The sequence below is a fragment of the Streptomyces sp. NPDC127097 genome, from assembly GCF_042724075.1.
Taxonomy (GTDB): Bacteria; Actinomycetota; Actinomycetes; order Streptomycetales; family Streptomycetaceae; genus Streptomyces.
Window position 1 is genome coordinate 1 of the sequence record NZ_JBHXFI010000024.1, and the last position, 24,242, is coordinate 24,242.

Below are 24,242 nucleotides of genomic sequence, written 5' to 3' on the forward strand. Positions count from 1 at the left end.
CGTATGAGGTGGAGAATCTTTTCGAGCCGTTCCGGCGGTTGCGGACCGAGCGGACCGGTAGTGACAAGGGTGTGGGTCTGGGGTTGTCGATCGTGCGGTCGGTGGTGCGGGCCCATGACGGGAGCATCAGCGCGCAGCCGCGTGAGGGCGGGGGACTGATCATGCGGGTCGTCCTGCCGCGGTAGGCGCGGGGCCCGCCTGGGCCGTCGCGCAGCGCCGCCCCGGCCGGCCCGGACGGCGGGCCCCGGCCGACCCGCCCGGTACCGCGTCCGTGGTACGGGAGGGCGCACCCTACTCCCCAGGGAGGCCGCCGGGTTCCGCCCGGGGTACCGGCCGCCCGCGCCGGGTCCTCCCTAGGATTCACGGTATGGATCTCCGAGGTATCCGCCCGCGCGGCCGGCGCTGGTTCGCCGCCGCGGGCGCGCTGGCCGTCCTCATAGGAGGCGGCACCTGGGCGGCCGCCTCCTCGGACGCCGCGCCCGCCGTGCACCGTACGGACCGGCTGATGACGATGCCGGAGAAGCCCGGCAGCGCGAAGAAGGTGCGGATCGACACCTCCTACTTCACCGCGGGCGACTCCGGCGGGCGGCGGCCCGCGGTGCTGCTCGCCCACGGCTTCGGCGCCAGCAAGGCCAACCTCCGCCCGCAGGCGGAGCAGCTGGCCCGGGACGGCTACGCCGTCCTGACCTGGTCGGCGCGCGGCTTCGGGAAGTCCACCGGCAAGATCGGGCTGAACGCCGCGGACGGTGAGGTCGCCGACGTCCGCCGGCTGATCGACTGGCTGGCCGGGCGCCCCGAGGTACGGCTCGACAAGGACGGCGACCCCCGGGTGGGGGTGGCCGGCGGCTCCTACGGCGGGGCGATCTCGCTGCTGGCGGCCGGCCACGACCGGCGGGTCGACGCCATCGCCCCGCAGATCACCTACTGGAACCTCGCCGACGCCCTCTTCCCGCACGGGGTGTTCAAGAAGCTGTGGGCCGGGATCTTCTTCACCACCGGCTCGGCCGGTACCGCCACCGGTTCGGCGGGGCCCGCGCCCACCACGTCCGGGGGCTGCGGGCGATTCGAGCCCGCGCTGTGCCGGATGTACCAGCGGGTCGCCGTCCACGGCCGGCCGGACGACGCCGCCCGGGACCTCCTGGCGGGCCGCAGCCCGTCCGCCGTCGGCGACCGCATCAAGGTGCCGACCCTGCTCATGCAGGGCCAGACCGACTCGCTGTTCCCGCTCGACCAGTCCGACGCCCTCTACCAGCAGCTCCGCAAGAACGGGGCGCCGGTCGGCGTCGACTGGCTCTCCGGCGGCCACGACGGCGGGGACCGGGAGGCCGCCCGCCTGGAGGGGCGGACGAAGGCGTGGTTCGACCGCTACCTCAAGGGCGACAAACACGCTGATACCGGGCCCGCGTTCCGTATCAGCCGCAGCGGGGGAGTGGACTCCACCAACGGCGCGGTGCGGCTGCGCGGCGCGCACGCGGACCGCTACGCCGGACTGGCCCACGACCCCCGGCGGATCCGGCTGGCCGGCCGCACCCAGACCTTCAGCAACCCGCCCGGCGCCGGACCGCCGGCGATCTCCGCGGTGCCCGGCGTCGGCGCACTCGGCAACCTCTCCTCGCTCGGCGCCGGCGGCCTGTCGCTGGACTTCTCCGGCCAGTACGCCCGCTTCGACTCGGCGCCGCTGCGCACCCCCGTCCATCTCACCGGCAGCCCCACCGCCACCGTCCACATCCGCTCCGACTCCCCGGACGCGGTGTTCTTCGCCAAGGTCTACGACGTCGGCCCGGACGGCCGCCGCCAGGTGCTGCCGTCCCAGCTCGTCACGCCGTACCGGATCAAGGACGCCCACGAGGGCCGGACCGTGCGGCTGCGGATGCCCGCCGTCGACCATGACTTCGCGGCCGGTCACCGGCTGCGGCTGGTGCTCTCCGCCACCGACCTCGGCTATGCCTCCCCGGCCGAACCCGCCACCTATACCGTCTCCCTGAAGGACGGCGCCCTCGACGTGCCCACCGCGCCCGAGGTGCGCAGCGCCGCCGCCCCGCTGCCCGCCTGGACCTGGGCGCTGCCGGCCGCGGCCGCGGTGGTGGCCGCGCTGCTGCTGCTCACCGCCCGCCGCCGGACCGCGGCGCCGGCGCCCGACGAGGCGCTCGCCGAGGTCCCGCTGGAGATCGGCGGGCTGAGCAAGCGGTACGCCGGGTCCACCGACCGGTATGCCGTACGGGAGTTGTCCTTCCGTGTCGAGAAGGGGCAGGTGCTGGGGCTGCTCGGGCCCAACGGCGCCGGCAAGACCACCACCCTGCGGATGCTGATGGGGCTGATCACGCCCGACGAGGGCGAGATCAGGATCTTCGGGCACGCCGTCCGGCCGGGCGCCCCGGTGCTGTCGCGGGTCGGCGCGTTCGTGGAGGGCCCCGGTTTCCTGCCGCATCTGTCCGGCCGCGCCAACCTCGACCTGTACTGGCAGGCCACCGGCCGGCCCGCCGCCGACGCACACCTCGACGAGGCGCTGGAGATCGCCGGTCTCGGCGACGCCCTCCAGCGTGCCGTGCGCACCTACTCCCAGGGCATGCGGCAGCGGCTCGCCCTGGCCCAGGCCATGCTCGGCCTGCCGGATCTGCTGATCCTGGACGAGCCGACGAACGGGCTGGACCCGCCGCAGATCCGGGAGATGCGGGACGTGATGATCCGCTACGCCGCCGCCGGACGCACCGTCATCGTCTCCAGCCATCTGCTGTCCGAGGTCGAGCAGAGCTGTACCCATCTGGTCGTCATGGACCGCGGCCGGCTGGTGCGGGCCGGTCCGGTCGCCGAGATCGTCGGCTCCGGCGACACCCTGCTGGTCGGCGTCGCGGGAGACCTCGACGACGCCGTGGTGGAGAAGGTGGCCGCGCTGCCGGGCGTCGCCTCCGCCGTACGCGCCGAGGGCGGCCTGCTGGTACGGCTGGACGGCGCGGACCCGCCCCAACTGCTCGCCGGACTCCTCCGGCTGGAGGTGCCGGTGGACCGTGTCGGCCCGCACCGACGCCTGGAGGACGCCTTCCTCACCCTGATCGGAGGGGACCGATGACCGCGACCCCCATGGCGCGGGCGGCGGGCTACCGCCCGCGCCGCACCCTCCCGCTGCGCGTCGAGGCCCGCCGCCAGCTGCGCCGCCGCCGCACGCTGGTGATCGCCGCGATCCTGACGGCGCTGCCGTTCGTGCTGGTGGCGGCGTTCGCGATCGGCGGCGACCCGGCCGGCCGGGGCAACGGCCGGATCACCCTGATGGACACCGCCACCGCGTCCGGCGGCAACTTCGCCGCCACCGCGCTGTTCGTCTCCGCGGGCTTTCTGCTGGTGGTGCCGGTGGCCCTGTTCTGCGGTGACACGGTCGCGTCGGAGGCGAGCTGGGCCTCGCTGCGCTATCTGCTCGCCGCGCCGGTCCCCCGGGCCCGGCTGCTGCTGAGCAAGCTCACCGTGGGGCTGCTGTTCAGCGCCGCCGCGATGCTGCTGCTGCCGCTGGTGGCGCTGGGTGTGGGCAGCGCCGCGTACGGCTGGGGACCGCTGCAACTGCCCACCGGCGGCGCGCTGTCCGCGGGCGAGGCGGTGCCGCGGCTGGCGGTCGTGGTCGGCTATATCTTCGTCAGCCAGCTGGTCACCGCGGCCCTGGCGTTCTGGCTGTCGACGGTGACCGACGCGCCGCTGGGCGCGGTCGGCGGCGCCGTCGGGCTGACCATCGTCGGCAATGTCCTCGACCAGGTCACCGCCCTGGGTACGTGGCGCAACGTGCTGCCCGCGCACTGGCAGTACTCCTGGGCGGACGCCCTCCAGCCCCGGATGGAGTGGTCCGGGATGATCCAGGGCTCGGCGGTCTCGGTGGCGTACGCCCTGGTGCTGTGCGCGCTGGCGTTCCGGGGGTTCGCGCGCAAGGACGTGGTGTCGTGACGGCGGGGACGCCGGTGGCGGGACGGTGGGGACGCGGCTACGGGGCGGCGTGACGGCGGGGTGGCCGGCGGGGCCGCGCGCGGCGCCCGGGGCCGGCCCCGTCAGGCGGTCGGCCCCTGCATGTGCGCGCTGACCCAGCGCATGGTGCCCTCGCCCAGGCCCCGCACATAGGTCGCCGCGCTGTGCGTGCCGTCGGGCACTATCTGGAGCCGGGTGTGCACCGGGCCGTGCCCGTACTGCGCGCGGAACTTCCGCACCTTCGGCAGCACCGTGTGCTCCCGGGAGCCGTCCTGGAAGGCGAGGTAGACGTCCGGTCCGCCGCGCGCCATCAGCCGGCGGGCCAGCACCTCCGGGTTGTTCTCCCGCTCCTCCCGGGCGTGGCCCTTCCACAGCGGTGAGTCGGGCACGATGTCCGGCCCGTTGGGTATCGCCACCTTGAACGTGTCCGGGTGCTGGAGCACGTTCTTCAGCGCCGCGAAGCCGCCCGACGAGGAGCCCATGATCGCCCAGGCGTCGCGGGTCCTGAGGGTGCGGAAGTTCTGCCGTACGAGGTCGGGCACGTCCTGGCTGAGCCAGGTGCCGATCCTCGGCCGGCCCGGTATGTCGCTGCCGTCGTAGTACTGCTTGGCATCCGGATTGAGCACCGGCATGACGACGATGAACGGCAGACTGCTGCCGTTCTTCGACCACCGGGCGAGGTTCTCCTGGAGTCTGAGGCCGCCGTCCGTCCAGTAGTTGGCGGGGTAGCCGTACGAGCCGGGCAGCGCCTCCATCACCGGGAAGCCCTTGTGCGCGTTCCGCTTCTCGTAGTACTCCGGCGGCGCCCAGACCCAGACCTTCCCGGTGAAGCCCGACTTCGGGCCGTGCAGGGTGGTCACGCCGATCGGGGTGTTCTCGCCCGCCCCGCCGACCCGGCTCTCCTCCTCGAAGCTGATCGGCCGCGTGGGCCACTGCACCAGCGACTGCTTCCCGGGATGGCCGGCCTGGAGCGCGGCGTCGGCCTGGGTCCCGCCGAAGCGGACGGGGGAGGAGTGGGAGGCGCTGGTGCCGCAGCCGGCCGTGGCGGCGAGGACGGTCAGGGTGATCAGCGCGATCACCGGACGGAACAGGGCTCTGTGCACGGGTCTTTCTCCTTGCCGGACACCCGGGACTTGTCCCGGCTGCGGAACAAGAGGGCAGCGGCCCGGCCCCCGGTTTCCCCGCCGGGGTGTCGGCTTCCTCGCACCGCCCGTCCGGAATGCCGGCATCCCCTTGGTGACCTGCACCGTTGTCCGCGGAGCGGGCGGCCGGTTTTACCGGGATTTTCCCGGCGTACGGGCGGAACGCGGGGACGCGGAGCCCGCCCGGGACATTCCGGAACCTCCGCTTCCGGGCCCGTATCCTCTCGCTATGACCTGGTCGCGTGCGCTCAAGGAAGCCGCCCGCTCGGGGCTGACCATCGAGCGGACCAAGCTCACCCCACTGATCGCGCTGCGCGGCTCGGCCGGCGTCGCCATCGTCATCGGGCTGTGCCTGTGGCGGGGCGACCCGGCGCTGGCGGTCTCCTCCGCCTTCGGCGCGTTCTCCTCCGGCATCGTCACCTTCCAGCGCAGCATGCGGCCGCGCCCGGTGCTCGCGCTCGCCGTGGCCGGCGCGCTGGCGGTCTCCACCTTCCTCGGCTACCTGGCCGCCGCCCATGTCGTCGCGTTCGTCCTGCTGCTGGCCGGCTGGACCTTCCTGGCGGGCATGGCCTGGGCGATCGGCCCGGTCTCCGGGCTGGCCGGCACCCAGACCGTGGCGATCATGCTGGTCACCGTCACCCTGCCGGGCTCCGTCCTCGGCGCGGCCGAACACGCCGCGCTGATCTTCTTCGGCGGCCTCGTCCAGGCGACCCTCATCGTGGTCTTCCCGGTCCGCCCCTGGGGCGTCCAGCGCGATGCGCTCGCCGACGCCCTGGCCGCCGAGGCCGACTACGCCCGCCGGCTGCGGCACGACCCGGTCGCCCCGTTCGACCCGGCGCCCCTGATGGACGCCCGGCTCGCCTCCGCCGTGACCCCGCGTCAGGCCCGCCGCCGTCCCGTACAGCTGCACGGGCCCCGCGGCCTCGCCGAACGCGTCCGGCCGGTGCTCGCCGCCCTCGCCGACCCGGTCGTCGGCGCCCCGACGGAAGGCGTCGAGCGTGACCGGGTGCGGGATCTGCTGGGTGCCGCGGCCACCGTCCTGGACGCCGTCGCCCACGCCGTACGGCACGCGAAGCCGGTCCGGCTGCCGCCCGAGGCGATGGCCACCCTCGAAGTCCCGGCGACCGGCCCGATGCTCCACGGGGCCGCCCGCCGCTCCGCCTACCGCCTGATCTCCCTGCTCGCCGACGCCGTCGAACTCACCGATGAGCCGGTCGAGGCCACCCGCCCCACCACCGAGGCCGAACGCGGCCATCTGCTGCGCCCCAGCGTCCCCAGGCTGGTCCCGGGCGCCCTGCGCGCCCTGCACCGCGAGGCCCGCTGGACCTCGCACATCTTCCGGCACGCCCTCCGGGTCGCCGCGGTCGCCGCGGCCGGCTATCTGCTGGGCACCGCGCTCCCGTTCGGCCACGGCTACTGGGCGCCGCTCGCCTCCGTCATGGTGATGCGCCCCGACTTCGCCCAGACCTACTCCCGCGGCGTCGCCCGCTTCTGCGGCACCCTCGTCGGCGTCGGCATCGCGGGCGCGCTGATGGCCGTGGCGCATCCGGGGATGTACGTCAGCGCCGCGCTGGCCGTGGTCTGCGTCGCCCTGATGTATCTGCTGATGCGCACCGGCTTCTCGGTGACCTCGGCGTGTGTGGCCGCCTATGTCGTCTTCCTGCTCGGCATCGCCGGCGCCGGCTGGGAACAGACCGTCCAGGAACGCGTGGTGCTCACCCTCCTCGGCGGGCTGCTCGCGATGCTGTCGTACGCGCTGTTCCCCGCCTGGGAGACGCCCAGGCTCCGCGACGGCCTCGCCGACTGGCTGGCGGCCAACGGGGAGTACGCGCTGGCCGTGTACGACCTGTACGCCACCCCCGCCGAACGCCGCCCCCGGCAGGTCCGCGACGCCCTGCTGGACTCCCGGGCCGCCCGCGCCGCCTGGGAGGAGAGCGAGGCCCGCGCCGAGAAGGAACCCGTACGCCACCGCGGGCTGTCCCCCGCTTCGGCGAAGGCGGCCGGCGCCGCGCTCGCCACCATGGGCCGGGTCACGATGATCCTGGAGGTCCACCTCCCCGAACGGGACGCCGCGTCCTCACCGGGTGCCACCGCGTTCGCCTTCGAGCTGCGGGCCTCCCTGGAGGAGGCCACTTCGGCGGTCCGGGAACGGGGCCGGCTGAACTGGAGCGAGCTGCGGGCCGTATGGGAGAGATGGGACGCGGAGGACGAGAACCGTGGTGTCGCCCTGCGCGTCGCGGACCTGCTTCTCGACGCCCTCGACGACCTGGCCGAGGCGCTGTCCAGGGAGCCGGCCACCGACCGCGGGGAGCCCCGCGGCGCCGAGGAGAACAGCAGCCGGTGAGCGGAGAGGGGGCGGCAGGGAGGGGAACCAATCGGCGTCCCCGGTAGTCTTAACAGTTGCCCGCAATGAACACTATTGGTAGCCCATGGGGTTGTCTGAAGCGCACTGCCCCGGGAACCCACCCCGTCGCGAGAGAGCACACGAACCCCCCATGGCCTCCAGCACTTCGTCCGGAACGTATGACATAGGCATCGACCTCGGCACCGCCAACACCCTGGTGTACGCCCGCGGCAAGGGCGTGGTGCTGAACGAGCCGTCCGTCGTCGCGGTCAACGCCGCCGGTGCGGTGATCGCCGTGGGCCTGGAGGCCAAGCGGACCATCGGCCGCACCCCGTCCGGCATCACCGCGATGCGCCCGCTGCGCGAAGGCGTCATCGCCGACTTCGACGCCGCCGAGCAGATGCTCCGCGCCCTGATGAAGAAGGCCCTGCCCAGCCGCCGCTTCTCCCGGCCACGGGTCGTCATCTGCGTGCCCTCCGGCATCACCGGCGTCGAACGGCGCGCGGTGGTCGATTCCGCCCGCGGCGCCGGTGCCCGCGAAGTGCACCTCATCGAGGAGCCGATGGCCGCCGCGATCGGCGCCGGCCTCCCGGTGGACGAGCCGGTCGGCTGCATGGTGGTCGACATCGGCGGCGGCACGACCGAGGTCGCCGTCGTCTCCATGGGCGGCCTGGTCACCGCCCAGTCCGTACGGGTCGCCGGGGATGCCCTGGACGCCGCCGTCAGCGCCTACATCAAGAAGAAGCACTCCCTGGACATCGGTGAGCGCACCGCCGAGGACATCAAGATCGCCATCGGCTCGGCGGTCTGGACCCCGGTCGACGTCGACGAGGACGGCGAACCGGACCGCCCGTCCGCCTACACCGTCCGCGGCCGCGACCACGTCAACGGCCTGCCCCGCATCCAGGAGATCACCGAGGAGGAGATCCGCGAGGCACTGGCCGAGCCCGTCGACGCGATCGTCCGCGCCGTCCACCGCACCCTCGACGACTGCCCGCCCGAGCTCTCCGGCGACATCGTCGAGCACGGCATCGCCCTCACCGGCGGCGGCGCCCTGCTCCGCGGCCTGGACCGGCGGCTGCGCCAGGAGATGGGCGTCCCGGTCCGGGTCGCCGACGAGCCCCTGGACTGCGTGGTCAACGGCACCGCCAAGTGCGTCGACGAATTCGCCTCCCTGCACGGCCTGTTGACGGGCGCGAAGCAGCAGCCGAGGAAGACGGTGCGGCTGTAGGGGGTGTCCAACCCGGCGTCCGCGGCGGGCGTTTGCCGTTCCGGCAAGAACCCTCGCGCCCGCCGGGCCGGCCGCGCCATGATCGTGGCGGAGCGGGCCGGGCCACGGCGGGGCATCACGAGCCGCCGGCCCCGCGCCCGTCCACCGCCCACCGCCCTCATGAGCGCGGCCGTACTCGCCCCAGGAGGAACCATGCCGCAGTCCGCCGAGACGACGCCCCCGCCGGCCACGCCCCCGGGAGCGGCACCGGACCGGCCCGCCGCCGTCCCGCCGGCCACCCACCGCACCGTCGAGGTCCCCGGCGGCCGCATCCACCTGGTGGAGCAGGGCACCGGACCGCTCGTCCTGCTGGTCCACGGATTTCCCGAGTCCTGGTACTCGTGGCGCCACCAGCTCCCCGCCCTCGCCGCCGCGGGCTACCGCGCGGCCGCCCTCGACGTACGCGGCTACGGACGCTCGTCGAAGCCCCGCGACGTGGCGGCCTACCGGATGCTCGCCCATGTCGCCGACAACGCCGCCGTGGTGCGCGCCCTCGGCGAGGAGACCGCCGTCATCGCGGGCCACGACTGGGGCTCACCCATCGCCGCCCACTCGGCGCTGCTGCGGCCCGACGTCTTCACCGCCGTGGCGCTGCTGAGCGTGCCGTACACACCACGCGGCGCGACCCGCCCCACCGAAGCCTTCGCACAACTCGGCGGCGCCGAGGAGTTCTACATCACCTACTTCCAGGAGCCGGGCCGGGCGGAGGCGGAGATCGAACCCGATGTCCGCACCTGGCTCGCCGGCTTCTACGCCGGCCTCTCGGGCGACGCCGGGCCCACTTCCGGCCCCGGCCTCTTCTCCGTCCCCCCGGGCGGCAAGCTCTCCGACCGCTTCACGCCCCGGCCCCTTCCCTGGCTCACCGAGGCCGATCTCGACTTCTACGCCGCCGAGTTCGAGCGCACCGGCCTGACCGGCGCCCTCAACCGCTACCGCAACGTCGACCGCGACTGGGAGGACCTCGCCGCCTGGACCGGGGCCCCGCTCACCCGGCCCGCCCTCTTCATCGGCGGCGAACACGACGCCACCACCCAGTGGCTGGCCGACGCCATCAAGGCGTTCCCCCGCACTCTCCCCGGCCTCTCCGCCTCCCACATCCTCCCCGGCTGCGGCCACTGGCTCCAGCAGGAACGCCCCGAGGAGGTCAACCGGCTGATGGTCGACTGGCTGCGGTCCTTGCCGGAGGGGGGTGTGCGGGGGGTGTCTTAGGGGTTGCGTCTTAGGAGGGTGACGCGGGTCGGGGCGGGCGGCCCTGGGCCGGGGCCCTGGGCCGAGGGTCTGGGGCCAGGGCCCCCGGCCCAGGGTCCGGGGTCAGGGCCGGAGTCACGGCTCGGCCAGGCCCTACGCGCTGCCCCGCGCCCGGCCCATGTAGGCGGCCAGGCCGTCCAGGATCCGCTCCAGGCCGAACTCCCCGGCCCGGTCGCGGGAGGCGCGGTCGGCCTCGGTGGCCGCGACGGCCGCGGCGACCGCCGGAAAGCGGTCGGCGCGGCCCGCGAGCAGTTCGTTCAGCGCCGCGCTCATGACCCGCTCGGGCTCCGTGGCCCGAGCGCTTCCCAGCCCCATCGACGTCGCGACCTGGGCGATGGCCCGGATGTGGCCGCTGACCACGACCACCGCGTCGAGCTGTTCGGCGCCGGTCAGCCCGGTGTCCGCGAGCGAAGCGAGCGCCCGCTCGGTCCAGCCGAGTTCATGCGGCCCCATGACCCGGGGGCCGACGGCCGCGCCCAGCAGCCAGGGGTGCCGGTGGTAGACCGCCGCGAGCGCGTGCGCCCAGGCCCGCAGCTCCACCCGCCACGGCTCCTCGCCGCCCCGGCCGGCGGTGTCCGGTGACGGCGCGCCCGGCGGTTCCCCCATCGCCCGGTCGATCATCAGCGCGACCAGCTCACTCTTCCCCGGCACATAGCGGTACAGGGACATTTTGGTGAAGTCCAGCTCGGCCGCGACCCGTTGCATGGAGACCGCCTCGAGCCCGCCGGTGTCGGCGAGGTCGATGGCCGTCCGCGTGATCCGCTCCAGGCTCAGCGCCGGCTTGGGCCCCCGGCTGGGCCGCTCGCGCCCGCCCCACAGCAACTCGACGCTGCCCGCCTGATCCCCGAACACACTGTGCTTCCCGTCGTCTCCAGCCATCCCCGCATCCTAAAACTGTGTCCGGGGTACACAAAATAGTGTCCGTCGGATACAGTTTCTCTTGTCAGTACGACCGATCGACGTGGGGAGCGTGCGATGACGTACGAAACGACAGCGGGGCACCCGGCCATGGACCGGCCCGGCCGGGCCCGGGGGGAGCGAACGGCGTTACCACAGCAGACAGTTCTGATCTCCGGCGCCAGCGTGGCCGGCCCGGCCCTGGCCTACTGGCTCGGCCGCTACGGCTACCGGACGACCGTGGTCGAGGTGGCTCCCGCCCTGCGCGGCGGCGGCTTCGCGGTCGACTTCCGCGGCGCGGTACACCTGGCGGTCCTGGAGCGCATGGGCGTCCTGGACACCATCAGACGGCACCGCACCGGCCCCGGCACCCTCATGACCTTCATTGACGGGCAGGGCCGCGGCCTCGCCACCCTCCCGCCCGAATTCGCCGCCGGCGAGGTCGAGATACTCCGCTCCGAGCTGTCCCGCCTCCTCCACGAACACAGCCTGACCCCGCCCGCCGGCGGCCCCGTCCCCGGCACCACCCCCGAGTACCTCTTCGGCGACTCCCTCACCTCACTCACCGAGACCGCCGACGGCGTCCACGCCACCTTCGAACGCGGCGCGCCACGCACCTTCGACCTCGTGATCGGCGCGGACGGTCTGCACTCCACCGTGCGCCGGCTCGCCTTCGCCCCCGAGGAGCGGTGCGTCAGCCACCTCGGCTACTACTTCGCCGCATGGGACCTGCCCGCCGGCGCCGGAGACCTCGGCGCCCGCCCGGTCGGCTACGGCGAACCCGGCCGGGTGGCCACGGTCGGCCGCCTGCCCCGCCGCGCGGGGGAGCCCGGCTACACCGGCGAAACCTTCTGTGTCTTCGCCTCCGAGGACGAACTCCCCTACGACCGGCGGGACATCCGGTCCCAGAAGAGGGTGATAGCCCGCGCCTACGAAGGAGCCGGCTGGCGGACACCGGAACTGCTCGACACCCTGTGGCAGGCCGACGACCTCTACTTCGACGCCATCAGCCGCGTCGATGTGCCGCACTGGTCCACGGGTCGCATAGCCCTCCTCGGAGACGCCGCGTACGGTGCCACGCTCGGCGGCATGGGCACCGGCTCGGCGATCGTCGGCGCCTATGTCCTCGCCGGCGAACTGGCGCTCGCCGGAGCCGACCACCGCACGGCCTTCGCCCGCTACGAACAGAAACTGCGCCCCTACGTCACTCGCTGCCAGGAAGGCGGCCGCGGAGCCGGCGAGTTCTTCGCCCCCATCACCCAGGAGGCAATCGACGCCCGCAACACCGCCCTGAACACCCCCTCCACGGTCACCGCCATGCTGGACCAGGGCCACGACATCTCGGCGGCAATCACGCTGGAGGACTACCCGTCGCTGGTCGCGAGGGCGGCTTCGGCTGTGGGGTGACGGCACACGCCCCGCCCCGCCCCCGCCCGTAGTGAAGCCCCCCGTTTCCGCGCTCCGCCGATCGGGTGCTTCGGGGGCCACTCGATTGTCCGGTGGCAACTCTTCTGGGTTACTGGTGTGGCCTGTCGGTGGGCCGTCCATCCCCCTCGGGTTTCGGTAGTCGGCCCGCCCACCAGTCCTCTTCGCTGAGGGGCTGTGAAGGGCGGCCAGCAGCGCGATGGCCCCCCGCACCGCTCAGGTGTGCGCCGGCCATGTCCGCCCGTCTGCGTCGTCCTCCTGTGCGGCCGGCTGCTGCCAGTGCTCGGGTTCCGGCTTGTGTGCCCTGTCTGCCACGAGCGGCCGAGCAACGAGCTCACACAGCAGGAGGACCTTCATGTCTACACCCACACTTCAGCAGGGGCTCCCGGCCTTGCCGTTGGCGATCGGGCCGGTGCTGCTCGGCGTGGTGCCGGCCTCGGGGCCGGCCGCGGGCGGCAACACGGTGCAGCTGGTCGGTCTCGGCCTCGGCGGTGCCACCAGCGTCCTCTTCGGGGGAACGTCGGCGACCATCGTCGGGCAGGACCCGCTGGGGCTGACCGTCACGGTCCTGGCCCCGGCGCACGCCGCGGGGACGGTGCAGGTCACCGTCACCAACGCCGCCGGGACCAGCAACCCGGCGTCGTACACCTACCTCGTGACGGGCGCTCCGGTGGCCGCGGCCATCAGCCCCAACGCGGGGCCGACCGCGGGCGGCACGCCGTTCGCCATCATCGGTTCGAACCTTCAGGGTGCCACCGTCACCATCGGCGGCAACGCGGCGACCGTGGTGGGCACCGACCCCACCGGCTCCGTCCTGTTCGGTGTCACGCCGGCCGGGCCGCCCGCCGGGGGCAACGTCCCGGTCGTGGTGACCACCGCGAGCGGCACCGCGTCCGTCCCGGGTGGCTACACCTACCTGCTGCTGCCTCCGACGGTCACCGGCACGGTGACGCCGTCCACCGGGTCCGCGGGCGGCACCTTCACCATCGTCGGGACCAACCTCTTCGGGGCGAGCGTGCTCTTCGGGGCCGCACCCGCCCCGGGGGTGACGGTGAATGCGTCCGGTACGACCGTGACCGGCACCATTCCGCCGGGCACCAGCGGGACGACGGTGCAGGTGACCGTCCAGACCGCGGCCGGCAGCGTCAACGCCGGGTCGTTCACCTACCTGTGACGGCCCGCCCCTGTGGCGGGCGGTCCGGGTCCCGGCGCCTGAGGTCCACCGCTCACGCGGTCCCCGGCGGGACCTAGCCGGGCAGCCCGGCACCGTCACTCCGTAGGGGGGCGCAGGAAAACGGTTCGGCCCCCGCCCGTACGCCGGGCGGGGGCCGAACTCGCCGGTGGCTCCCCGGGGCTCTGCGCGGGGAGGCGGGGCCCGTCAGGGGGCAGATACCGCCGGGTGTCCTGCGGGGGCCGGCCGGCGGCGCCGCACAGCAGCGGCAGCGGGAGCCCGGCGTCCGCCATCCATGTCAGGCCCGTGTGGCGCAGGTCCTGGCGCCGGAGGTACTCATGGCCCAGCTCGTCCACCACGTCGTCCCAGTGGGTCGCGTCCCGCAGTGCCGCGGCGGTGAACCGGCTCCGGTGCGGGCCGGTGAACAGCCGGGCCTGCGGCCGGTGCCGCGCCGTCTCCAGCCGTCCGGCGGCCAGTTCGCGGGCGGCGGGGCGCAGCGGCACCACCCGGTGGTGTCTGCCTCTGCACGGGCGGTCGTGCAGGCCCTCCGGCTCGGACACGGTGAAGTGCTGGACCTGCCAGGTCCAGGTGCTCATATCGATGTCCTGGGCCCGGAGGGCGGACACCTCGCTGAAGCGGGTACCGGTCCAGGCGGCGAACCGGACGATGTCGCCCCACCCCTCGTAGCCGTCGGAGGCCCGCTGGACGAGGGCGGTCGCCAGCCGCTCCAGGGCGTCCGCGTCGGGCAGTGCCAGCGACCGTGGTGCGGTGCGCTCGGCCTGCGCCCGCTGGTACTCCTGCTGCCAGCCGGCCACCCGCGCCGGATTGGCGTCCAGCACCCCGTCCCGGACGGCCTGTTCCAGGACGCGGACGAGCACGGCGAGGCTGTTCTTCACCGTGGACAGGCCGCATTCGTCGGCGATCCAGCAGTGCAGGGCGCGGTTGACGACCCGGCGGGTGACCTTGCGTACGAGGACGTGGCCGATGCTGGGGACGACGCGCAGCCGCCACCCGGCCTGGTAGGGGGACATGGTCAGGGTTTCCAGGCCGTGCATCGCTGCCTCCCACCTCCGTTCCCCGTAGGCGGCGAGTGACATCGTGTGGGTGTCGGTACCGGGCGGAATCCGGCTCCCGGCGTTATCGTTCATTATCGAATCACCCTTGTCTGCTGGGAAGTTATTCGGCCGGCGGGGCTCTTGGCGCGCTGCGCTCTTGAGCGTGAAACCGGAGCCGGGAAATCGTGACCACATCGTGCCTGTGGGCGGTGCGAAAGGCCGGGCCGCACCGTGCAGGCGGTCCGTGCCGCCGGTCCTCCCGTGGATCACTCACCGGTGCGGAGTATTGAGTCGCGCCGCCAACTCGCTTAAGGGCAACGGAAGATGCGGGACGGCGTAGGCTTTGCCTATGCCGAAGTGACTTCCATTGTCACCATCAGCGGCAGCCGGCGGCCTCGGGCTATTGACGGCGCGTCGGTTCCCGCTGTGTTCCGCCACACACAAGAATGACAAGCGTGGACCTTGCGGCTGCACATGGTTCTTCATCGCGATCAAGCCGGCGCAGTGCGCAATCAAACGCTGCATCAGTCATGAGTGGAATAAAGGCATCTTCTAAGGCCATTGCGCAAGTTGGTACGAGTTTCCACTTTTCGCGCTGCTCCGAACGGGTGGCCTTATCGGTTGACTGTTGTAGCTCGCCGAGCCGCATGGATAACTAGTCGCATCCAACCGGTGGGCCGCCCATCCTCTCCGGGGAGCGGCACCTGGCCTACCCGTTGGCCCGGCCCAGCGCCTGGTTGCGGTCAGACCGAGATGCCGTATGGGCGTCCCCGGTAGAGGGTTTTGGATCCGTCAGCCGGTGCCGGCACCTCGGCACCGGCTGATCGGCCCCCCACATTCGGATCAGGGGGCGTCATGCGAACCTTTCCCACCATTCGCTGGGTCAACGGCGTAGGTGCCTTGATCCCGGCCCGCACCGCGACCGCACCGGAACCCGACCGGTCCGGCGGTGACCTGAGTCTCCCGATCCCGATGCCCGGCGGGGAAGCCTCGCGCCTTCCCGCGTCCGGCCCGGCCCCCGCGTCCGGCACCGCCCCCTCGGCCCCGCACCGTCTCCACGCTCCGCACGGCACCGGAAGCGCGCAGGCCACGCGCCGGCGCACCACCATCGCGGATTCCCCGGCGGGACGGTGCCCCCTCCCCGTCCGCGGGGAATCCGCCCGGTGTCCGCGCACCCTCGTACCGGCCGGGGCCGTCCCGGTCCCCGGCGCCGGCGGACGGTCCCTGCCGGCCGGCCCCGGCGTGCGCGGCGGCCGGCCCGAATTCCCTCGCACCGGTGGCGATATCGCCGGAACCGGGCGTACGGAATCCCCCATCCCGGCCTCTCCGCACGGGAATTGCCTCTTGCGCGGCACGCGCCGCTCCCTCGGCAACGGAAGCGTGACGATGACCGCCGCCCGTGTCACCGGCACCCGTCCCGCCGCCTTTTACGCGGCGGAATTCAGTAACAAGGTCTGAGCGGGCAAAAATCCCGCAGCCTGCCCCGGGCGCCGCCGGGACCGTCAACGGTCATTGTTTCCGCCGCGCCCGCACCGGCGGCGACGATCCCCCGAACGTCGTCGCCGCCGCTCCATCAGCCTTGCCCGGTCCGGCAGTTGTCATCCGCCGCAACCGGTCCCGCAGTGATCTCCACCAGGTCCCCCCCACCTCAATCCCTGAAGCCTGCCCCACACAACCCACTGCGACAGAACACCGGAGAACAGTATGGCGAAAAGAAGAATGGTGATCCTCGTTGACGGGCCGGAGGGAAATGCCCTGCCGCAGCACATGCGCGACGATGCGGGCGACCCGATAAGGCTCCTGCGCGGCAACGGGTACGAGCGTTTCGAATTCTACGGCGAATACGCGGACTTGGGCGGACAGCAGGTCCCGGTCTACCGCTGGTGTTACCGCACCCGAATCGCCGAGTAGGCGTGCTGCGGCCCGCAGAAGAAAGCGATGTGCAGAGGAGCACGAACATGTTGAATCTCGTCAGGGACGGAGTTCTGTCATGAACCAACGGTCCGGGAACTCCGGAGAACGAAACAGGAACCGCGATGTGGTGGTGACCGGCGTCGGATTCTGTCTGCCCGGCCAGACGGAGCCGGTCTTCACCGCCGACGACATGTGGGCGGTGATCTCCAACGGCCGGTCCTGCCTCAAGCGGGACGAGGTCTACTACGGCTCGGTCGAGCTCACCCAGGAGATGTTCGACGAACGCCTCCCGGATGTGCCGCCGTTCTTCTCCCACCACTACACCTCGGCGCACCGGTTCGGCCTGGTGTCGATGGCGGAGGCCACCACCGATGCCGGGCTGACCACCTACGGCGGCGCCCTGAGCGAGGCGGCGATCCTGGTCGGCCGCGGTGGTGTCGACGCGAACATCGAGAGCTATCTCTCGGTGCTCAGCGCCGACCCCGGCGAGACCAGCGCACCGGACGCCATGGAGCTGTTCGTCGCGGCCCAACAGGCCGTGACACCCTCCGACGTCGCCCTGGTCCAGGCGGCCCTGACCCAGTCCAACGGCCCCTGCTACACCGTCTCGTGCGGCTGCGCCTCGTCCGCCGTACAGATCGGCAACGCCCGGCGGCTGATCGCCCAGGGCGAGGTCGAGGTGGCGGTCGTCACCGGCGTCGACGTCTTCAACGTCCACCTCATCCAGAACATCCAGCGGCTGCTGAGCGGGGCGCAGCAGACCTATGACGCCCTGCGCACCACCGACATGCCGGAGCTGCTGCCGTCCTTCACCTCCCTCATGCGGCCCTACGACCGGAGAGCGGACTGCATCAACCACGGTGAGGGCGCCGCCACGGTGATCCTGGAGAGCCGTGAGCACGCCGCCCGGCGCGGTGCGCACATGTACGGCCAGGTGCTGGCCACCGCCATGACCCGGGACGGCCTGGCCAACCCCCTCGCGTCCGACGAGACCGGTGCGGAGCTGGTCGCCGCGGTCCGCCGCTGCCTCGGCGACCGGTGGCGGATCGACGACGTGCCGTACGTCCACGGCGGCAGCGACGGCAACATCGTCGTCACCGCCTTCGAGGCGGCCGCCATCCGGGAGCTGTACGGGCCCGAGAGCGAGGTGCTGGTCACCTCCCAGGAGGGCTGCTTCGGCCACAACGGGGCACCGGCCGGCTGTCTGGGCGTCGCCATGACGCTGATGATGATGGAGCGCGGGCAGGTCTGCCCCACCGCCAACTGCGAGCAGCCGGCCGACGGGCTGCCCTTCGACCCCGTCCCCGGCGTGCGGCCCCGCCCGCTCGACTTCGACTACGCGCTGAGCTTCAACTACCAGGTCGGCGGCGTGAAGAACGCCATCCTCCTCGGCAGTCCGGAAGCCGTGTGACCACGGGCAGATCACCTCCCACATACGGAGACCCCGATGAGCAACGACATGCACGGCTCGGAAGCCGAGTCACGACCCATCCATGAGACAGAGCCCGTCGCCGTGATCGGCATGGGCTGCCGGCTCCCCGGCGACACCGATTCGCCCGCGGCCCTGTGGCGGCTGCTGGTCGACGGGCGTGACGCCGTCGGCGAGCTGCCCGCGGAGCGCCGGCGCCTGGTTCCCGAGGGCTCCCCCGGTCCGGGGAGCCGGGCACCGACGCCCCGTCAGGGCGGCTATCTGCGCGAGGTGACCGGCTTCGACGCCGCCTTCTTCGGTGTCGCGGGCGGCGAGGCCGACGTCCTGGACCCCCAGCACCGGCTGCTGCTGGAGGTCACCTGGGAGGCCCTGGAACACGCCGGTCTCCCGCCGGACCGGATGAACGGCACCCGCACGGGCGTCTTCGCCGGCCTCAGCTACAGCGACTACATGGACCAACTGGCCGGTCAGCCACAGGAGTTGGAGGGCTCGATCCTGACCAACGGGCACTGTGTGGCGGCCGGCCGGATCTCCTATCTGCTCGGTCTGCACGGGCCGTGCGTGGCGCTGGACACCGCCTGCTCCTCCTCCCTGGTGGCCGTGCACATGGCCCGCCGGGCCCTGGCCGCCGGTGAGTGCGAGGTCGCGCTCGCCGGCGGCGTCACCCTGAGCTTCCAGCCGCGCATCACCCGGTCCTTCGCCCGTATGGGCATGCTGTCGGCCGGCGGACGCTGCCGGACCTTCGACGCCGACGCCGACGGCTTCGTCCGCGGCGAGGGCTGCGGCGTCGTGGTGCTCAAGCGGATGGCCGACGCGGTGCGGGACGGCGACCGGGTGCTGGCGGTGCTGCGCGGCTCGGCCACGAACCAGGACGGCTCGTCCGAGGGCCTGGCGGCGCCGTCGGTGACCGCCCAGCGGGCCCTGTATCTGGACGCCCTCTCCCAGGCCGGGGTCGACCCGCGGGACGTGGGGATGGTGGAGACCCACGGCACCGGCACCCCCGTGGGGGACCCGATCGAGTTCGCCAGCCTCGCCGAGGTCTACGGCTACGGGCCGGGCCGGTGCGCCCTGACGTCGGTGAAGACCAACGTCGGCCACCTGGAACCGGCCGCCGGGGTCACCGGGCTGATCAAGAGCGTGCTGTGCCTCCAGCGCGGCACCATCCCGGCGAATCTGCACTTCCGGCGCTGGAACCCGGCCATCACCCCCGGCGGCACCCGCTTCTTCGTCCCCACCGAACTGACCTCCTGGCCGCTGCGCACCGCCACCCGGCTGGCCGCCGTGTCCTCCTTCGGCTTCTCCGGGACCAACGCCCATGTCGTGCTCGAACAGGCCCCGGAACGGCGGCCCGCCCCGAGCCAGGACCTCGCCCGGCCCACCCGGACGGCGTCCGAGGTCTTCCTGGTGTCGGCCGGCTCCCCGGACGTGCTGCCGACCGCCGCCACCCGGCTCGCGGACTGGATGGAGGGCGACGGTGCCAACGTGCCGCTCCGCGACATCGCGCACACCCTGGCCCTGCGGCGCTGCGCGGGCCGCGGCCGGATGGGCGTGGTGACCTCCGCGCGCCGGGAACTCATCGGCTCGCTGCGGGCCTTCGCGTCCGGGGAGCGGCACCCGGCGGTGGTGACCGGCTCCGTGGCCGCCGCGGTCGAGCGGCAACCGGTGTGGGTGTTCTCCGGCCAGGGCTCCCAGTGGCCCGGCATGGGACGCGGACTGCTGAAGACCGAACCGGCCTTCCTCGATGCGCTGACCGAGCTCGACGAGCTCATCAGGGCGCAGAGCGAGGTGTCGGTGCTCGACGTGGTGCGGCAGGGCAGACCCGTCCAGGGCTGCGGCACGGTGCAGCCGGTCCTGTTCGCCCTCCAGGTCGCCCTCGCCGCCACCTGGCGCGCGTACGGCGTCGAACCCGCCGCGGTGATCGGCCACTCCATGGGCGAGGTCGCCGCGGCGGTGGTGGCCGGGGCGCTGACCCTGGCCGACGGGGTGCGGGTGATCTGCCGGCGCTCCGGACTGCTCAGCGACATCGCCGGCAGCGGCAGCATGCTCAGCGTCGCGCTGGACGCCGACACGGTGCGCGCCGAACTCGCCGACAGCGCGGCCGACACGGTGTCGGTCGCCGTCCTCTCGGCGCCCGACTCCACCGTCGTGGCCGGGCGGACCACCGAGGTGAGCCGGCTGGCCGCCGCCTGGGAGGCCCGGAAGATCCCGGTGTTCCCGATCGCGGTGGACGTCGCCTCGCACTGTCCGCTGGTGGACCCGGTGCTGCCGGCGCTGCGCTCGGCACTGGCCGGACTCGCGCCGCGGCAGCCCAAGGTGCCGTTCTACTCGACGGTCGTCGACCCCGGGGAGACCCCGGCCTTCGACGCCGACTACTGGTGCGACAACCTGCGCCGCCCGGTGCGGTTCGCCGAGGCGGTCGCCGCCGCGGCCGCCGACCGGCATGTGGTCTATGTCGAGGTCTCCCCGCACCCCGTGGTCACCCACTCCGTCGACAGCAGCCTGGCCGGCCTCGTCGCGGACCCCGTCGTGCTGCCCACGCTGCGCCGCGACGAGGACGACCAGTCCACGCTGCGGACCCAGCTCGCCGCGCTGCACTGCGCCGGGGTGCCGGTCAACTGGCGGCACCTCTACGCCGAGGGCGAGCTGGTGGACGTGCCCACCGTCACCTTCGACCGCCGCCATCACTGGGCCGACACCCCGCAGCCCCCGGCCCTCGCCGAGGCCCCCCGGGCCCAGCTGCCCGGCCACCACACCGAGTTCCCCGGCGAGCCCGTGCGGCACTGCTGGCGGGCCGACGCCGGTACCGGCGCGCTGCCCTGGCTCGCCGACCACCGGGTGCACGGCAACGCCGTCTTCCCCGGGGCGGCGCACTGCGGGCTGGCCCTCTCGGTGGCCTGCGAGGCATTCGGCGCGGCACCGCACGAAGTGGAGGTCACCGAGATCCACTTCAAGCAGCTGCTGCGGCTGGCGGCGGACACCGAGATCTCCACCGTCGTCACGATGACCGCACCGGACCGGGCCGAGTGCCAGATCCTCGCCCGGAACGAGAACGGCGACTGGGAGGCGCAGGCCGACGCGGTGCTGCACCGGCTCAGCGTCCGGCCCGAGCTGCGGCCCCGCTCCGTCGAGGACATGAGCCGGCGCCACCCGCTGTCCGTCGAACCGGCCGACCTCTACGCCGGGCTGCGCCGGCGCGGACTGGAACACGGCCCGGCCTTCACCGGCGTGCGCCGGCTGAACGCCGGCCGCCACAACGACAGTTTCTGGGCCGAGGTCGCGGTTCCGCGCGAGGCCAGCAGCCCGCCCCCCGGGCTGCCGGTGCACCCCGTCCTCCTCGATGTCTGCGCCCAGCTCGCCGTGGCGCCGCTGATCCACGAGGAGGACCAGGCGCTGGTGCTGCCGGTGGGCATGCAGGCACTGCGGCTGATCGGTGATCCGGCGACCGCCGTGTACTGCCACGCGCACGTCAGCGAGATCACGCCGGAGGCCATCGTGGCGAATGTGCGCCTCCTGGACGACAGCGGCGCCGTGGTGCTCGTCGTCAACGGACTGCGCTTCGCACGGCGCGCGGCCGCCCGCGGCACCCCGGCGGTCGACGACTGGCTGCTGGAGATCGGCTGGCGCGCCACCCCCCGCGCGGCCCCCGACGGCGGTCACGCGCCGGGCAGTTGGGTCGTGGTGGGCGAGGCGGACGGCTCGGCCCAGACGCTGGCCGCCGCGCTGCGCACCCGCTGCGCCCGTACGGTCGTCTGGGACCGGCCGCTCGACGACACCTCCCTCGACACCTTCCGGGACGCCCTGACCGGGCGGCTGGCCGCCACCCTCGAAACCCCGCGCGGCGTGGTGCTGGTGTGCGGCCCGGCGGACGGCGGGGAGCCCACCGAGCAGTCCCTGCGGCGCACCCGCCGGCTGCTCGGCGCCCTCCAGGCCCTCACCGCCACCACGGACACGCCACGGCTGTACGTCGTCACGCGCGGGGCCCGCGGTGTGGTGCCGGGCGACGAGGTCGACCTCGGCCAGAGCGCCCTGCGCGGACTGCTGCGGGTCGGCGCCCTGGAACACCCCGAGCTCCGGCCGGTGCTGGTGGACGCCGATCCGCACGACGCCGACCCCGAGGAGGTGTCCCTGGAGCTGCTGGCGGACGCGGACGACGACGAGGTGGCGCTGCGCGCCGACGGCCGGTACGTGGCCCGCCTGGAGCACGCCGCGACCGGCGGCGGGCAGGAGGAGGCGGCCACCGCGTGCACCGTGCGCTACGGGGTGGACGGATTCCGGCTGCGGGCCGGCCGGCTGGGCGATCTGTCGAGCCTGGAGTACGCCGTCACCGAGCGGCGTGCGCCCCGGCCCGGCGAGGTCGAGGTGCGGGTCACCGCCGCCGGCCTGAACTTCCGCGATGTGCTCACCGCCATGGGCCTGCTCCCCGGCGAGACGGACGTCCGCTACCGCATCGGCTTCGAATGCGCGGGGGTGGTGACCGCGGTCGGCGACGGGGTGGACCGGCAGGTCGGCGACGAGGTGATCGCGGTCGATCTCAGCGGGGGCGCGTTCGGGTCGTTCCTGACCGTGCCCGCCGACGCGGTGGCCCCCGTCCCGTTCGGTATCGAACCGGCCGTCGCGGCCGGGCTGCCGATCGCCTTCCTGACCGCCTGGTACGCGCTGCGCTCGGTCGCCCGGCTCTCCGCGGGGGAGCGGGTGCTGATCCACTCCGCCACCGGCGGCACCGGTATGGCGGCGATCGCGGTGGCCCGGATGCTGGGCGCCGAGGTGCTGGCCACGGCCGGCAGCGAGGACAAGCGCCGCTATCTGCGGGGCATGGGCATCCGCCACGTCATGGACTCCCGCACGCTGGAATTCGGCGAACGCACCCGCGAGGCGACCCATGGCGAGGGCGTGGACGTGGTCCTCAACTCGCTGTCCGGAGCGGCCATCCGGACGGGCCTGGAGACGCTGCGCCCGTTCGGCCGCTTCGTGGAGCTGGGGGTCCGCGACATCCTGGCGGACGCGCCGCTGGGCATGCTGCCGCTGCGGCACAACATCAGCCTGAGCACCGTCGACCTGATCGAGCTGCGGCGCAATCGCCCGGACACCTTCGCCACGGTGTGGCAGGAGGTCCTCGCCGCGTTCGAGGAGGGCCGGCTCAAGCCCCTGCACTGCACCGAGTATCCGCTGTCGGAGGCGACCACGGCGTTCCGCACGATGGCGGCCGCCGACCATGTCGGCAAGCTGGTGCTGACCGTGCCCGACAGCGGCGAGGCCCCCGCGGTGCTGCCCGATATGGACATGCCCGTACAGGAGGGCGGCGCCTATATCGTCACCGGCGGGCTGCGCGGTCTGGGGCTGGCCACCGCGAAGTGGCTCGCGGGCCACGGCGCCGGCCATCTCGTGCTCAACGGCCGCTCCGCCCCGTCCCCCGAGGTCGCGCAGACCCTCGCCACGGTGATCGGCAAGACCACCAAGGTGTCGGTGGTCCTCGGTGACATCGCCGAGCCGGAGGTCGCCGCCCGGCTGGTGTCCACGGCGGTGGCCGACGGCTTCCGGCTGCACGGCGTGGTGCACTGCGCCATGGTGCTGGACGACGCGGTGATCGCCAACGTCGCCGAGGACCAGCTGGAACGGGTCTGGATGCCGAAGGTCGCCGGCGCCTGGCAGCTCCACCGGGCCACGGACGGGCATCCGCTGGACTGGTTCGCGGTGTTCTCCTCGATGGCCTCGCTGCTGGGCAACCCCGGCCAGGGCTCCTACGCCGCGGCGAACTCCTGGCTCGACGGGTTCGCGGCCTGGCGCTCCGCGCAGGGCCTGCCGACGCTGGCCGTCAACTGGGGCCCGTGGGGCGAGATCGGCGTCGCCACCGACTTCAGCAGCCGCGGCTACCGCACCATCCCCACCGACCAGGGCCTGGCGGCGCTCCAGACGCTGCTGGCGCACCGGCGGGTGCAGACCGGGGTGCTCCCCGGCCCGCCGGACACCTGGCTGCCGCCCGCCGGCCGCCATCTGCCCTTCTTCAGCGGGCTGTCCGACGACGCCCCGGCGGAGCAGGCCCCGGCGCCCGACGGCGCCGAGGACATCCGGGCCCGGCTCACCGCGCTGCCGCCCGGCCTGCCCCGCAGGGCGGCGCTGGAGGAGCATCTGGCGGGCCATGTCCGCGACGTCCTGCGGCTGGGCAAGAGCTCGCTGGACCCGCAGACCCCGCTGAAATCCCTGGGATTCGACTCGCTGCTGGCCATGGAGCTACGGGCCCGCATCGACCGCTCCTTCGACCTGAACCTCCCGCGGAACTTCGTGTGGGAGCACCCGACGCTGGCCGCCCTCGCCGCCGGTATCGCCGAGCAGCTGGGCCTGGAACTGACGGCACCGTAATTCCCCGGTCATCGGGGGCACAGTACGCCCGGCGGGCAGCCGAAGCCC

Annotated in this window: 14 protein-coding genes; 11 read left to right on the forward strand and 3 right to left on the reverse strand. The window is 73.4% G+C overall.

Going from position 1 to position 24,242, the window contains the following annotated elements:
- The 3 genes from ACFWJW_RS19415 to ACFWJW_RS19425 form a co-directional block, all read left to right on the forward strand.
- A partial coding sequence (locus tag ACFWJW_RS19415) for an ATP-binding protein (protein WP_387242480.1) occupies positions 1-185 on the forward strand: 185 nt, incomplete at its 5' end.
- Between the two features lie 182 nt (positions 186-367).
- Positions 368-3,067: an alpha/beta fold hydrolase gene (locus tag ACFWJW_RS19420; RefSeq protein ID WP_387242483.1), complete on the forward strand. Its 2,700-nt coding sequence runs from the start codon at positions 368-370 to the stop codon at positions 3,065-3,067.
- The gene (locus ACFWJW_RS19425) at positions 3,064-3,924 is read left to right on the forward strand and encodes an ABC transporter permease (RefSeq protein ID WP_042154927.1); all 861 of its coding nucleotides are present in this window, start codon (positions 3,064-3,066) and stop codon (positions 3,922-3,924) included. The genes ACFWJW_RS19420 and ACFWJW_RS19425 overlap by 4 nt, the downstream gene beginning before the upstream one ends.
- A gap of 101 nt (positions 3,925-4,025) precedes the next feature.
- Here the strand turns inward: ACFWJW_RS19425 and ACFWJW_RS19430 are convergent, their stop codons facing one another.
- The gene (locus ACFWJW_RS19430) at positions 4,026-5,045 is read right to left on the reverse strand and encodes an alpha/beta hydrolase (protein WP_387242487.1); all 1,020 of its coding nucleotides are present in this window, start codon (positions 5,043-5,045) and stop codon (positions 4,026-4,028) included.
- A 268-nt stretch (positions 5,046-5,313) separates the two neighbouring features.
- Here ACFWJW_RS19430 and ACFWJW_RS19435 point away from each other — a divergent pair, with 268 nt between their 5' ends.
- From ACFWJW_RS19435 to ACFWJW_RS19445, 3 genes are all read left to right on the forward strand, one after another.
- Positions 5,314-7,428 carry an FUSC family protein gene (locus ACFWJW_RS19435; protein WP_387242489.1) on the forward strand — a complete coding sequence of 705 codons (2,115 nt, stop codon included), beginning with the start codon at positions 5,314-5,316 and terminating at the stop codon, positions 7,426-7,428.
- 151 nt (positions 7,429-7,579) lie between these two features.
- Positions 7,580-8,659 carry a rod shape-determining protein gene (locus ACFWJW_RS19440; protein ID WP_387242492.1) on the forward strand — a complete coding sequence of 360 codons (1,080 nt, stop codon included), beginning with the start codon at positions 7,580-7,582 and terminating at the stop codon, positions 8,657-8,659.
- Between the two features lie 192 nt (positions 8,660-8,851).
- Complete coding sequence (locus tag ACFWJW_RS19445; RefSeq protein ID WP_387242495.1) at positions 8,852-9,907, forward strand: alpha/beta fold hydrolase; 1,056 nt, start codon at positions 8,852-8,854, stop codon at positions 9,905-9,907.
- A 132-nt stretch (positions 9,908-10,039) separates the two neighbouring features.
- On the opposite strand, the gene ACFWJW_RS19450 is transcribed toward ACFWJW_RS19445, so the two are convergent.
- Positions 10,040-10,825, reverse strand: a complete 786-nt coding sequence (locus tag ACFWJW_RS19450; protein ID WP_387242498.1) for a TetR/AcrR family transcriptional regulator — start codon at positions 10,823-10,825, stop codon at positions 10,040-10,042.
- A gap of 129 nt (positions 10,826-10,954) precedes the next feature.
- On the opposite strand from ACFWJW_RS19450, the gene ACFWJW_RS19455 reads away from it, so the two are divergent.
- Positions 10,955-12,250: an FAD-dependent monooxygenase gene (locus ACFWJW_RS19455; protein WP_387242696.1), complete on the forward strand. Its 1,296-nt coding sequence runs from the start codon at positions 10,955-10,957 to the stop codon at positions 12,248-12,250.
- A 373-nt stretch (positions 12,251-12,623) separates the two neighbouring features.
- Positions 12,624-13,442, forward strand: a complete 819-nt coding sequence (locus ACFWJW_RS19460) for an IPT/TIG domain-containing protein (RefSeq protein ID WP_387242501.1) — start codon at positions 12,624-12,626, stop codon at positions 13,440-13,442.
- A gap of 95 nt (positions 13,443-13,537) precedes the next feature.
- Here ACFWJW_RS19460 and ACFWJW_RS19465 read toward each other — a convergent pair whose 3' ends face one another.
- The gene (locus ACFWJW_RS19465; protein ID WP_387242504.1) at positions 13,538-14,587 is read right to left on the reverse strand and encodes a tyrosine-type recombinase/integrase; all 1,050 of its coding nucleotides are present in this window, start codon (positions 14,585-14,587) and stop codon (positions 13,538-13,540) included.
- 1,611 nt (positions 14,588-16,198) lie between these two features.
- On the opposite strand from ACFWJW_RS19465, the gene ACFWJW_RS19470 reads away from it, so the two are divergent.
- From ACFWJW_RS19470 to ACFWJW_RS19480, 3 genes are all read left to right on the forward strand, one after another.
- A complete protein-coding gene (locus ACFWJW_RS19470; protein WP_042154910.1) occupies positions 16,199-16,405 on the forward strand; it encodes a DUF5988 family protein in 207 nt (68 codons plus the stop codon).
- Positions 16,406-16,484: 79 nt separating this feature from the next.
- Positions 16,485-17,819, forward strand: coding sequence for a beta-ketoacyl synthase N-terminal-like domain-containing protein (locus ACFWJW_RS19475; RefSeq protein WP_387242508.1), 1,335 nt, complete (start codon positions 16,485-16,487; stop codon positions 17,817-17,819).
- A gap of 36 nt (positions 17,820-17,855) precedes the next feature.
- Positions 17,856-24,194, forward strand: a complete 6,339-nt coding sequence (locus ACFWJW_RS19480; protein WP_387242511.1) for an SDR family NAD(P)-dependent oxidoreductase — start codon at positions 17,856-17,858, stop codon at positions 24,192-24,194.
- Positions 24,195-24,242 lie beyond the last annotated feature (48 nt).